Origin of the sequence: Acinetobacter sp. ANC 4216, assembly GCF_004331195.1 — a bacterium.
Taxonomy (GTDB): Bacteria; Pseudomonadota; Gammaproteobacteria; order Pseudomonadales; family Moraxellaceae; genus Acinetobacter; species Acinetobacter kookii.
Map to the genome: position 1 here is coordinate 94,771 of NZ_SJOC01000007.1, position 13,031 is coordinate 107,801.

The 13,031-nt window shown below is 44.6% G+C and carries 12 protein-coding genes and 1 other RNA gene; 3 read left to right on the forward strand and 10 right to left on the reverse strand.

What is annotated here, in order from left to right:
- Window positions 1-502 precede the first annotated feature (502 nt).
- Both E0H88_RS07310 and ssrA read right to left on the reverse strand, forming a co-directional pair.
- Window positions 503-1,642, reverse strand: coding sequence for a tyrosine-type recombinase/integrase (locus E0H88_RS07310; protein ID WP_131273652.1), 1,140 nt, complete (start codon window positions 1,640-1,642; stop codon window positions 503-505).
- A 183-nt stretch (window positions 1,643-1,825) separates the two neighbouring features.
- Window positions 1,826-2,185, reverse strand: a transfer-messenger RNA (tmRNA) gene (gene ssrA, locus E0H88_RS07315).
- A gap of 131 nt (window positions 2,186-2,316) precedes the next feature.
- Between ssrA and glpK the strand changes: the two genes are divergently transcribed.
- Window positions 2,317-3,801: a glycerol kinase GlpK gene (gene glpK / locus E0H88_RS07320; protein ID WP_131273653.1), complete on the forward strand. Its 1,485-nt coding sequence runs from the start codon at window positions 2,317-2,319 to the stop codon at window positions 3,799-3,801.
- Window positions 3,802-3,857: 56 nt separating this feature from the next.
- Here glpK and E0H88_RS07325 read toward each other — a convergent pair whose 3' ends face one another.
- The 3 genes from E0H88_RS07325 to E0H88_RS07335 all read right to left on the reverse strand — a co-directional run bounded on the left by E0H88_RS07325 (window position 3,858) and on the right by E0H88_RS07335 (window position 7,324).
- On the reverse strand, window positions 3,858-5,387 hold the full coding sequence (locus E0H88_RS07325) for a DHA2 family efflux MFS transporter permease subunit (RefSeq protein WP_092818827.1): 1,530 nt from the start codon (window positions 5,385-5,387) through the stop codon (window positions 3,858-3,860).
- Window positions 5,388-5,393: 6 nt separating this feature from the next.
- Window positions 5,394-6,545, reverse strand: a complete 1,152-nt coding sequence (locus E0H88_RS07330; protein ID WP_131273654.1) for an HlyD family secretion protein — start codon at window positions 6,543-6,545, stop codon at window positions 5,394-5,396.
- Between the two features lie 278 nt (window positions 6,546-6,823).
- Window positions 6,824-7,324 carry a thioesterase family protein gene (locus E0H88_RS07335; RefSeq protein WP_131273655.1) on the reverse strand — a complete coding sequence of 167 codons (501 nt, stop codon included), beginning with the start codon at window positions 7,322-7,324 and terminating at the stop codon, window positions 6,824-6,826.
- Window positions 7,325-7,426: 102 nt separating this feature from the next.
- Here E0H88_RS07335 and hemB point away from each other — a divergent pair, with 102 nt between their 5' ends.
- Entirely contained in the window at window positions 7,427-8,440 is a 1,014-nt protein-coding gene (gene hemB / locus E0H88_RS07340; RefSeq protein WP_131273656.1) for a porphobilinogen synthase, read from the forward strand.
- A gap of 18 nt (window positions 8,441-8,458) precedes the next feature.
- Window positions 8,459-9,583, forward strand: a complete 1,125-nt coding sequence (gene thiO / locus E0H88_RS07345; RefSeq protein ID WP_131273657.1) for a glycine oxidase ThiO — start codon at window positions 8,459-8,461, stop codon at window positions 9,581-9,583.
- Here the strand turns inward: thiO and E0H88_RS07350 are convergent.
- From E0H88_RS07350 to E0H88_RS07365, 5 genes are all read right to left on the reverse strand, one after another.
- Window positions 9,569-10,477 (reverse strand): TIGR01777 family oxidoreductase, encoded by a 909-nt coding sequence (locus E0H88_RS07350; RefSeq protein ID WP_131273658.1) that lies wholly within the window; start codon window positions 10,475-10,477, stop codon window positions 9,569-9,571. The genes thiO and E0H88_RS07350 overlap by 15 nt on opposite strands.
- 72 nt (window positions 10,478-10,549) lie before the next feature.
- Window positions 10,550-10,993: an ABZJ_00895 family protein gene (locus tag E0H88_RS07355; protein ID WP_131273659.1), complete on the reverse strand. Its 444-nt coding sequence runs from the start codon at window positions 10,991-10,993 to the stop codon at window positions 10,550-10,552.
- 120 nt (window positions 10,994-11,113) lie between these two features.
- Window positions 11,114-11,245: a hypothetical protein gene (locus E0H88_RS16215; protein WP_261182877.1), complete on the reverse strand. Its 132-nt coding sequence runs from the start codon at window positions 11,243-11,245 to the stop codon at window positions 11,114-11,116.
- A 439-nt stretch (window positions 11,246-11,684) separates the two neighbouring features.
- Window positions 11,685-12,308, reverse strand: coding sequence for a LysE family translocator (locus E0H88_RS07360; protein ID WP_092818834.1), 624 nt, complete (start codon window positions 12,306-12,308; stop codon window positions 11,685-11,687).
- Window positions 12,309-12,734: 426 nt separating this feature from the next.
- Window positions 12,735-12,926 carry an NF038215 family lipoprotein gene (locus tag E0H88_RS07365; RefSeq protein WP_131273660.1) on the reverse strand — a complete coding sequence of 64 codons (192 nt, stop codon included), beginning with the start codon at window positions 12,924-12,926 and terminating at the stop codon, window positions 12,735-12,737.
- Window positions 12,927-13,031: the final 105 nt, after the last annotated feature.

The following is a 13,031-nucleotide window of genomic DNA, read 5'->3' on the forward strand; positions in this document are numbered from 1 at the left end:
AAAAATATATTTTTATATAAAAAAATTAAAAGAATTTAATATTAAAAATATTAAATTCTTTTTTGGTATTTATTTTATTTACTTATCTTAATATTTTACTATATATTTTTATTTACAAAATATTTTTCCTTATACAAAAATTAAAAGTGAAGTACTTCAAATCAGAAGCTAATTTTTGAAATTTACTGCATCTAACAATGAAATTTTTTAAATTTTGAATCAATTATTTTAAATATTCAAACCAAAAAATGAGCCAAATACAATAGATATTTGGCTCATTCTAAGACTTTCTGAAGCAGAGATTTGTAATGAAAAAATGGATTTGGCAAGCTAACAATTGGACAAACTTCAGATAGAAGTTAATATTGAATAGGCTCTAAGAAAGCAAAGGCCAGGCTAAAAAATTTGCCAATTTTAAAAACAAAAGTGAGAGTGAAATGCTTGAAGAATTGATTAATGAATCGTATTTACTTGAAATGTGTGATGAAGAAGGGAGGGCTCTTTACTGAGCCATCCATTCCCTCACCTGCTCCCCATACCACTCCATCAACCTTACTCTCTCATCCCAGTACTGTGCTCGGTTGTAGGCCGAGCGAATTCTATTTTGGGGCACATGAGCAAGCTGGCGCTCAATGGCATCTGGATTAAACAGATTCGATTCATTTACGACAGTACTGAATAGAGATCTAAAACCATGTGTGGTCATTCGTCCCGCATAGCCTGAACGTTTGATCACAGCCAAAATAGACTCACTACGCATTGATTCTTTGTTATTCAAACGATGTGGAAATAACAGTTCCTGATTATGAGTAAGCCTCAAAGCCTTTAGCTCAGCAATCATCATGTCCGTCAACGGTACACGATGCGGAAGACGGTTCTTCATACGCTCTTCAGGGATATCCCACTTACGCCCTTCCAGATCAAATTCTTCCCAGCGTGCTTGTAGCAACTCACTAACCCGAACACCTGTCAGCATAATCAGAATAATGGCATGATGTGTCTGAGCATCACTTGGGTATGCTCTTATCTTTCTTAAAAATTCAGGCATTTCAGAGGCTGTAAGCGAAGCCAGGTTTTTGACTCTTTTGTTTTTGAGAGCATAAACCAGATCACCTGCCGGATTATCATAACGATAGCCATGCGCAATGGCGTACTTCATGACCATGCCGCAACGAGATAAGGTACGTTTTGCAATTTCGAGCGAGCCTCTAGCTTCAATCTTTTTAATGATCTGCAGAATCTCAGGTGCCTGAATTTGATTAATACGCTTATTAGCAAGAGCAATATAAAGCTCATCTAATGAAGCTCGTACATTACTGATATGTTTGGATGACCAGGTTTCTTTTTGATTATTGAACCAATCTTCTGCGACTTCCTTAAAATAAGGCTGCTCCGCTTCGACCTCAACTGTATTCTTGAGTTTATACTTCAGATCAAGCGCTATCTCTCTTGCACGCTTTAAACTCAGCTCAGGATAGATACCTAATGCTTTGGACTTCCTTTGTCCATTTTCCGTATATCGGATAGACCAATATTTTTTGCCATTCGGATCGATTCGTAAAGACAGACCATTAATATCAGAAAGGCGGTACTGTTTTTCCTGTGGTAATGCTTTTTTACACAGCACATCGGTAAGCGACATATCTTTGTCCCACATAATTAAATTTATTTAGTGGGTCAAATTGTCCCAATTTTGACCCCCAGAAAGCAAAAATAGGGTCAAACAGCTTAGGATCGGGTCGGACAATACAGCCAATAAAAAAGCCTTTAAACATTGAGTTTAAAGGCTTTTTTAGATTCCGATGGATTACCTCGGAAAGAATTTTGGTGGAGGTGGCGGGAGTTGAACCCGCGTCCGCCAGCACTACGCTCGAGAATACTACATGCTTAGATATCGTCTATTGTTTTAACTCTTTGTGACCCGACGAACAGGGTACAAATCGCGATCCTCTAAGTTTAGTACAAAGCCCCGAGGCTTGGCTTTATACGGACTTGTGTGCGTGCGCTTCAGTCGGGATCTCTAACCACAAGTATTCAGAGATGCGGACAAGCTGCCCTTAGGCAGCTAGAGCGTATGATTCGTCGTTTGCGACTATTAAAATGCAAATTTGATTTACGAGAGAAAATGCGCTCTCGACATGCATCTATGAGTTTCATCACCAGCGTCGAAGCCAGAAACACCCCCAAAGTAATCACAATCATAACATAAATGTTCAAACCCGCAGCGCGTTTTTTAAACATTTACACAAACTGATGCGATTAATTCAATAATTGCGTTAATATTTTATTTTTCAAGTCCTATAAAAGAAAAAAATTATGAGCTATTTACTTGCACTCGATCAGGGAACCACTTCTAGCCGTGCGATTATCTTCAATGAACAGGGAAAAGTGCAGGCAACAGCTCAGCGTGAAATACATATCTCTACCCCACATTCAGGCTGGGTAGAACAGAATGCACAGGAAATCTGGACCACACAAATTGCCGTTGTGCAGCAGGCCCTTGCTTCTGCCCGTATTCTGGCCAAAGACATTAAAGCCATTGGACTGACCAATCAGCGTGAAACGACCGTAGTTTGGGATAAGCGCAATGGCAAGCCGCTTGCCCCTGCCATTGTCTGGCAAGACCGCCGTGCCACTGAATGGTGCAACCGGCTGCTGCAACAAAATCTGCAACAGACCATCCAGCAAAAAACCGGTTTATTGATCGACCCTTATTTCAGTGCCGGAAAACTGGTCTGGCTGCTGGAAAATATCGAAGGCCTGTATGATCTGGCACAACAGGGACATGTGGCTTTTGGTACCGTCGATAGCTGGCTGATGTGGAATCTAACCCAAGGTGCAGAACATGTCATTGAAGCCAGCAATGCCTCCCGTACCATGCTGATGAATCTGCAAACTCAGGCCTGGGATGAAGAATTTCTGGAGCTGTTTAATATCCCTAAATCGGTTCTGCCGCAAATTATTGCTTCGGATAGCTATATGGCCGACACGGCTACAGGTTTATTGGGCGCAAATATCCCCATTATGGGAATTCTGGGCGATCAGCAATCGGCCCTTTTTGGTCAGTCCTGCTTTGAAGTGGGCAGTGCAAAAAATACCTATGGCACGGGTTGCTTCATGCTGTTCAATACCGGGCATAAGGTGCAATTTAGCCACAACAAGCTCTTGAGCACCTTAGCCTGGCAATGTCATGAAAAAACCACGTATGCACTGGAAGGCAGTGTATTTATGGCGGGTGCCATTGTGCAATGGTTACGTGATGGTTTAGGAATTATTCAAAACAGTCGTGAAGTCGAACAGCTGGCTTGTCAGGTAAAAGATACCGACGGCGTAGTTTTGGTGCCGGCGTTTACCGGACTCGGTGCGCCGCATTGGGACAGTGATGCGCGTGCCCTGCTCTGCGGCATGTCGCGTGGAACAAATAAAGCTCATATTGCCCGTGCGGCCCTGGAGTCGATTGCCTTTCAGGTCTCCGATGTCCTGATGGCCATGCAATCCGATATTACCCACCCCTTAAAAGAACTGCGTGTCGATGGCGGTGCAAGTAGCAATGACATGCTGATGCAGTTTCAGGCGGATATCTTAAATGTGCCGGTATTGCGCCCTAAGATGCTGGAATCTACCGCCTGGGGTGCGGCAGCCATGGCCGGATTAAAAGCTGGCGTATTTTCCAGTATGTCGGATATTTCCGCATCCTGGCAACTGGAGCGGGCTTTTGAACCCAATATGAATGAAGACCAGCGTCAGTTTCATTTAGACAAATGGCAAACTGCATTAAAGCGGGCCAAATCAGATATTTAATATATTCAAATATTAGTTCCAGATAATCAAAAACCGCTTCGAAAAGCGGTTTTTGATTAATGTGCATGTCCACCCCCGGTGACACCGCTTTTGGGTCTTGGACATAGCCAGATAATCAGCGCGGCAAAAACAAACACCATCGCCAGAATTAAAAACACATGGTTGGCAGATAAGGTGGAGGCTTCTTTATCGACCAAACTCGAAATATAGGCCAAACTGCTTTCCGGACTCATTCCTCTTTGCAGCAGGGTATTTTGCACTTCATCCACATGCAGGCTTCCTGCCATCTCACTACGTGCCACCTTTGCATGATCATCCCACAGGGTTACCGCAATCGAGGCTCCAATTGCCCCTGCCATGGTTCTGAGGAAGTTCATCAACCCTGCGGCAGAAGCCATTTCCTGTGGCAACACTGAAGCCAGCGCCATATTCGAGAGTGGAATAAAGAAGAACGGTACGGCAAAACCTTGCAAGATTTGCGGCAATGCCAAGGCCATAAAGTCGGCTTCTGTGGTCCAGAAGGCCCGCATCAAGGTTACCCCGCCCAGCAGGCACAAACCAAAACTGGCCAAAGCCCGCTGATCATATTTGGTCGCCAGTTTAGCTACTATGGGCGACATCAGCAAACTGCCAAAACCCATGGTTGCGGTCAGGTAGCCGGCCCAAGTAGCGGTATAGCCCAGATTCACCTGCAACCACTGGGGAATCATGACAATACTGCCAAAGAAAGCACCAAAACCAAAGGCTAAAGCCAGGACAGAAATGGTAAATCCACGATATTTAAAGATCTGGATATTCACTACCGGATGGCGCTCGGTGAGTTCCCAAATCGTAAAAACGATGAGTCCGATCAAGGCAATCATGGCCAAAATGACAATAAAGGGATGATTAAACCAGTCATACTCATGGCCTAAATCCAGCATCAGCTGCAATGCCCCAATCCATAAAATCAGCAGCATTAATCCGCCCCTATCAATTTTCAGTGTATTGGTGGCTGTTTCCGCAGATTTCAGCAAACGCATCGCAGCGAGCGCACAGCCAATCCCGACCGGAATATTGATAAAGAAAATCCAGTGCCAGGACCAGTTATCACTAATGGTCCCGCCCAGAATTGGCCCCAGAATGGGTCCTACCACGGTGGTCATGGCCCACATGCCCATGGCCTGCGACTGTTTCTCCGGCGGGAAAATACGCATCAGCAGGGTTTGACTGAGCGGCATAATCGGCCCGCCAAACAGGCCTTGTCCAATCCGGCAAAATACCAGCATTTCCAGGCTGGTGGATAAACCGCATAGCACCGAAAACAGGGTAAAGCCGAACAGGCTGATGACAAAAATCCGGACCGTGCCAAAGCGTCCCGCCAGCCAACCGGTTAAAGGCACACAAATGGCTTCGGCAACGGCATAGGAGGTAATGACCCAGGTCCCTTGCGATGCAGAAACCGCAAGGCTGCCGGTAATATGCGGAACCGAGACATTGGCAATGGTCATGTCCAGCACGACCATAAAGTTGGCAAAGGCCAAAACAAAAGCCGCCAGAAGCAAGCGGCCGCCAGTCAGGTTCGGTATTGGAGCGTAGTTATTCATACATGACTACTTCGAAGACAAATCGATCTTCGCTTCCATGGACAAGCCGACCCTTAACGGATGTTCAGCCAGTTCTTTGGGATCAAGCTTGATGCGAACCGGCAAGCGCTGAACCACCTTAATCCAGTTACCCGTCGCATTTTGTGCCGGAATCAGTGCAAAGGCAGAACCGGTTCCGCCAGAGAAACCTTGTACCGTGCCGTGATACTCCACTGAATCGCCATACAGGTCAGAGGTTAACACCGCTTTTTGACCGGGACGGACTTTCTCCAGCTGGCTTTCTTTAAAGTTGGCATCAACATACAGCTGTGAGGTCGGCACCACCATCATCAATACTGTGCCGGGTGCCACACGCTGACCGACCTGAATATTACGGCGTGTCACCACCCCCTCAAAAGGTGCCTTGATTTCGGTACGTGCCAGATCTAGCAAGGCCTGCTTTAATTTGGCCTGTGCCACCAAAACATCAGGCGTGCTATTTTCATCCGCACCGCGAATCAGCGCTTCATTGGCCGCCAGGTTGCTTTGTGCGGCTTTTTGGCTAGATTTCGCTTGCGCCAAACCGGCTTGAGCCGATTCATAAACCGCTTTGGCGGCATTCAGTGCACTTTGCGCAGTGCTGAGTTCTTCCTTAGAAATGGCACCAGAGGCACTGAGCTTTTCACGACGGCTTAAGTCATCCTGTGCCTTGTCCATTTCTGCTTTGGCCTCGGCCACTTTGGCTTCGGCACTATGAATGGCATCATCACTGACAAAAATCTGTGAATTCAGCGAGCTGCTATTGGCCTGCGTCTGCTTGTATTGACGCTGTGCCTTGACCAGTTCCGCTTTGGCGGTAGCCAGGGCAATTTCTGCATCGCGCTGATCAACACGAACCAGCAGCTGACCTTTTTTGACCATTTGAGTATCACTCACCAGTACCTGTTCAACCTGTCCAGTCACCATGGAGGTAATTGACGCTGTTTCAGCCCCGACATAGGCATTGTCGGTATCGACAGAATGGTTGAAAAATACTGTCCAGACGGCATACAAAATCACGGCAATGATTAAAATCAGCGCGACAAAACCCAAGGCTTTTTTACGCTTGGCTTTTAAGGTTGTATCTGAAACGGGTTCATCGTTTTTTGTTTCTGGCAGGGTGTTTTGAGCATCTGTCATCAATATGTCCTAAATCCAACAAACTTGGTCACCAGCCATCCTGAATGCCTTGTAGTGTTAAGCTACAGGCATAGAGACAAGAGTTGCCCTGAGATGATATCGATGAGAAAGTCATTTTTTCAATTTTATACTGCCAATTTTAATGGTAAAAATTCATAATATGAGAATAAAAATGTAACTCGCCAGTTTAGAAAACAAATTCGGCACCGAATTTTCATTCAATGCCGAATTATTGCTCTTGGTTTTACTTCTTTTACCTTGTCAGGCTTAAAACAAACTTAATACGCATAAGAAGCAATTGCGGTTGCAATCGGTTTGTTTTCATCATTCACTAAAGTCATGCGCATGGTGCACCCCTTACGGCCTAAACGTAAAGTTTCGGCATGTGCGGTAAAGGACTTGCCACGACCCGGCGCGAGATAATCGACCCGCATATCGACTGTTGCCAAACGCGATACCTTTTTAATGGTCTCGGGTAAATCATCAGGCGTAGCTTTCTTGTACAGCTCCCCCATAGCCACAATGCCGCCAATGCTGTCCAAAATGGTCGCCGCAACGCCGCCATGCAAAATCTGGAATGCCACATTGCCAATCATATACGGCTGCATGTCGATATGGGCCTCAATCTGCCCATCCACCACCCGCATGTTCATGCCATTGTGCTGAAAGAAAGGAGATTTGTTAAAAGCCTTGCATAACTGGTTCAGCAGTACATCAATATCAACTTTCGAGCCGAAATGTATATGACCGGTCCAACTTTTTTCTCTTTCGTTTACCATTCGCTCGAATTTCCTGATTGAATAAAAATCTGTTAAACATCACCCAAAAACATATTCTAGGGCTACAATAGCCAAAGTTTAATACTGATCATTGAGATTGTTATGACCTATACGTTCAATCGTCCAGCATTTCCCGCTACCCGCATGCGCCGCATCCGTAAAAACGACCAGTTACGTGCCATGGTACGTGAAACCCAGCTGACGACCGATCATCTCATTTACCCAGTATTCGTCCTTCCGGGGCAGAACCAAACCCAAGACATTCCAAGCATGCCGAATGTACAGCGTCTGTCTGCCGACCTGCTGTTAAAAAAATCTGAACGTCTACTGGAATTGGGCGTTTCTAAATTAGCGCTATTTCCAGTTACGCCACAAGAAGATAAAAGTCTGTCCGCTGAAGCGGCCTGGCGTGAGGATGGTCTGGTCCAAAATACCGTTCGCCTGCTAAAAAAAGAATTGCCAGAAATGGTGCTGATCACGGATGGCGCTTTAGACCCCTATACCACGCATGGCCAGGACGGCATCATTGATGACACCGGCTATGTTTTAAATGATGAAACAGTAGAATGTCTGATTAAACAAGCCTTAAGTCATGCCGAAGCCGGTGCAGATGTGGTGGCACCGAGTGACATGATGGATGGCCGGATTGGTGCTATTCGTCATGCGCTGGAAGCCAATGGTCATATCTACACCAATATCATGGCTTATTCAGCCAAATATGCCTCCAGCTTCTATGGTCCCTTCCGTGATGCAGTCGGTTCATCGACAAACCTGAAAGGTGGCAACAAGTACAATTACCAGATGGACATCGGCAACCGTGCCGAAGCGCTGCATGAAATTGCCCTGGATATTCAGGAAGGTGCAGACATGGTGATTGTCAAACCGGGCATGCCTTATCTGGATATCGTCCGTGAAGTGAAAGACACGTTTGGCGTGGCGACATTCGTGTATCAGGTCAGTGGTGAATACGCCATGCTGGCCGGTGCCATTCAAAATGGCTGGCTGTCCGACAGCGTGATTATTGAATCCCTGATGAGTTGCCGCCGTGCCGGTGCTGATGGCATCTGGACCTACTTTGCCGAAGAAGCAGCTCTTAAACTGAAAGACATGAAATAAGGATTTGTGGTCTAAGCGATGAAAATTGCCATTATTGGAGCGGGCATTAGCGGTCTGCTGTCTGCTTTAGAACTGGTGGAACAGGGATGTTCCGTGATGATTTTCGATCAGCGGCAGGCAGGAAAAGCTGCCTCCTGGGCCGGTGGCGGGATTCTCTCCCCAATGTATCCATGGCGCTATCCGCAAGCCGTGAATCAGCTGGCGCAATATGGCAAGCCATTGTATTTAGACTGGAACAAAAAGTTAAAGCCTGTTTCGGGCATTGACTTTGAAATTCATGAAAGCGGTATGCTGATTTTTGATGAAGCTGATTTTGAGAGCGGTCTGAATTATGCCGAGCAGTTTCAGGAACCGATGCAGCAATGTGAATATTTACAACAGGAACAGATCGAACAGCTGAATCCTTATATTGATTCCAAATTTCAGCACGCCATTTATTTTCCCCAGATTGCCAATGTTCGAAACCCGCGCTTACTGCAATCCATGGTGGCCTATTTAAAACAGCATCCACAAGTCGAATTTATCGAACACTGCCCGATTGAACAGTTTAATATCAAAAATGGCAAGGTTCAGTCTGTACAGGCTAAAAATGGCAAAACGTATGATGCAGATCAGTTTGTGATCGCCACTGGCGCATGGTCGCAGCGCTGGTCTGAACAACTGGACCTGGAAATTCCAGTTCGTCCGGTTCAGGGACAGATGGTGCTGTTTAAAACCCCGGCAAACTGGTTGCCGACCATGTGCATGAATGATGTGATGTATTTAATTCCACGTCTGGACGGTCATGTGGTCTGTGGTTCCAGTATGGCGGATTGCGGTTTTGACACCACCCCAACAGTAGCAACCAAGCAGAAAATTCTGAAGGCCTGTTTCGAGATGGTTCCCGAACTGGCTAATTTTCCCATCGAAAAACAATGGGCCGGTTTAAGACCGGGTTCCCCAACGGGTATCCCTTATGTCGGTAAAATACCCGAGATGGAGAATGTGTGGGCCAACTTCGGACATTTCCGTAATGGCTTGTGTATGGGTCCCGCCTCTGCACAATTGCTCAGACAGCTGATGCTGGGCCAAACTCCTCTCGTGAACCCGGCAGCTTATAGCCCTACACGCCTCAAATCTGAAACAGAGTTAATGGTTCACTAATATCTCTTCTAAAGCGCTGTTCAATGTCGGATATTTAAACTCAAAACCGGCCTTTTTGAGTGCTTGTGATTGTACATATTGACCATTCAATACCAGTTGTGACTGTTCACCCAGCATGCATCGCAAAACGAAAGCCGGTAAAGAGAACACCGGTTTACGTTTTAAAATCTGGGCAGCAGTTTGGACAAACTGCGCTTGCGAGACTTTTTCAGGTGACACGACATTAACTATTTGTGCTTCAGTTTCATGCAGCATTAAAAATTCGATGGCACGCAGCACATCCTGAATATGTACCCACACGACGGGTTGCCGTCCGTGTCCAATCCGTCCCGCCAGATTCAGTTTAATCGGCAAGAGCATGCGCGGCAGAATCCCGCCATTTTTGCCAAACACAATACCCAGACGAATAATCCTGGTTTTTTGCTGCGTAAAACTGAGGGCAGCCTGCTCCCATAACTGGCACAATTCCGACATAAAAATAGACTGTGGTGTGGACTGTTCGGTGCATGTTTCTAACCATTGTTCAGTCGGGTCTATACCGTAATAGCCAACGGCGGAACCGGAAATAATCCGCTTTGGAAAAATCTGTCTTTTTTCCAGATAGCGATAGAGCTGCTGCGTGGTTTCTACCCGACTTTCAATCAGTTGTTGTTTTCTTTTGGCTGTCCAGCGTCCCTGTCCAATGCTTTCACCCGCCAGGTTGATCACGTAATCAATGCGGTCGGTTTTCAGTTCATCTAAATGCTGAATCCAGGTGAGATCCGGATGATTTGAGCGTTTATTTTTCTGGCGGGTCAGCCCCACCACGGCATAATCCCGAGCCAGCAAATAAGGCAGCAGATGCGAGCCGATAAAACCACTGCCGCCGGTAATCAAGACACATGCTTTTTGCATTTTCGGATCTCGCCTGTTTTTTCTTATCTATAGATCAAGACGGTATAAAACTCAAGCCTACATCCGTTTCGTTTAGCCAAACATTTTTTGCGCCATGCGCTGTGCCTGTTTGCCGTAAAACCAATAGGTCAAAAGATACAGCGGAATGGCAATCAGCAAGACCATGATCAGCACCATACTCATAAATTGCGGATTTTTGAGATATAAAAGAAAATTCTGCCAGACTTCGGGGTCATTCCTGGCAAAAAGGACAATGCCGAGCAATAAAAAGGCCAGGTTATAGCCCCAGAAAATCAGGCTGAATCCCAAGGTGATTTTTTTTTGTTCTTGCGCGGTTGGCGCGCGTCGTTGCTGTTTTAAAAACTTATACAGCACCAAAATCATGGCCGTTAAATAAGGCACTATAGTCAGAATGCCGCCCATACCGGTTGGCAGTAAAGCAGCCAATACACCGCAGATACAGGTAAAAATAAAACAGAAGAAAAAAAACCATAAAAAATATCGGGTTAGTGACACAACAGGCCTGCATGAGCAACTTTTAGATGATCAGTATAAAAAAAATTGAGTTTTTTTTCATTTTATTGTCAACCAATCTGTAAAGTGCTGCGTTATATAGGGTATGAAGTTCATAAACCGTTAATTTGTACCGGCATCCACAATATTTTCGGTGAACTTTTCTAAAGCAATAAACTTGGTTTCAGGTTTTAGTGAGGAACAGCAGCCCAAGCTAAAACTTGCAACAGATTTTTTGACCGACGATTTCATCATCACTCGAATCGTCGGTCTTTTATTTTCTACATTCTATTTTAATCTTAAGGTTCAGTCCGGGAATAGATCTATACACTTCTTGCATCAATCACTGTTTTTATAAAATAACAAATAAATCTCTTTCATAAATCAAAAAATGTTCAATATTAAATATTTTAAATCAGCACGGCCTCATATTTAATTGATTTAATTTTTTACCTTCTCGTAGGCAATCTCTCTACTTTTGAAAGGTCAAAAGTAGACAAAAACCTTTTGTTTCCCATACACGACATCCTTGTCGTGATGGGAAACGTGTGGCATCCATGCCACACTCATGAATCCAATATCGACTAAAATCTATTTTCAATTTCAGCTTTACGAGCAATTTTCGTTTCTAAAATGATTTATGAAAGAATTCTAATAAATAAGCCATTCAAAATTGATTTACCCATGCCGTGATTTACTTCATTCCAAAGATGAGCTTCAATCCCAACAGCGTCATGATCCCGCCTGCGGCACGGTCAAAAGCGGCTTTAAATTTTAAATAGACACGGCGTGGTTTTTCCGCCGACAAGGCCACTGCAACCAGTGAACACCAGCCTGCATCAATAAAGAAACACAGTAGTGGCAATACAAAATAATAATAGGTCGGAATTTCTTTGGGTAAAAGTGCGGTAAAAATACTGGCCAGCACAATCGCAATTTTCGGATTGGAAAGCTGGGTAATCAAACCTGTGGCGAATGCACGGCGCAATGACATTTGGGCCTGTAAATCATGGCCAGATTCAATCGGTGTTTTGGCATGTTTAATAATTTTAAACGCCAGCCACAGCAAATATAAACCGCCGCAAATTTTCAAAGCCAAATAAGCAGATGGCACCGCCAATAAAAATGCCTGCAATCCAAGCACAGCCAACAGGCCGAAAATGGCAGCGCCTGTGCCTGTCCCTAAAGCGGTAAACACACCATGCCGACGTGAAATCGCAATTGAATTTTTAGCGACATAAATCGAAGTCGGTCCGGGACTCATTGCACCTAGCATTAAGGCAAATGCAATTGAGCCCAAAATCCAAAATGATTCCACAAGTCCACCTATTGAAATTAATTCCGCGGCAATTTTACAATTTAAAAGCCTGAATATCCTCCTGAATTTCACCTCTTTTTCAGAATTTCACCGCATCATTCATCAAAAATTAAATCAATCGCCCAATAAATCACTAAGCAGGCAATCAAAGCCCTCATTTATTAGAAAATGGATAAAATGAATACAAGTATGGCTCTGCGTAGCGAGAGATATGGGGGAATATAAAATAGAGGTTTATAGGGTAAAAGATCGTTACAGTTACAATGAAATTGGCTGCATACATATATTTTTATGACCGTACTCAAACAGACAAAAAATCCGCACATCATTTCATTAATAATTTTTTAGATACATATAAATTCAGACCTACCAATTGGCAGGTCGAGCTTGATTTAGCGCGAGATTAAATATCGGTTTCAGCTCGGTTTACTCTTGAGCCATTGGCTGGATTTCACGTGCGCCAAGTGGAGCAAGCCGATAATCTTGATCATGCACCGGTACACCGCCAATAATCATGCTACGAACTTCGGTTTTTGGCTTATTATACTCATCCTTCGCATCACAGGCTGTCAGCAAAAGCAGCAAGCAAGCCGATAAACCCACGGATAGCGTCTTCATCACATATCCTCTTTTTCATCATTGTTATACCTTTTAGATTAACACTAATGAATATTTTTCGATCATTATTTTTATTATTTTAATTCAATTACTTAAGATATATTT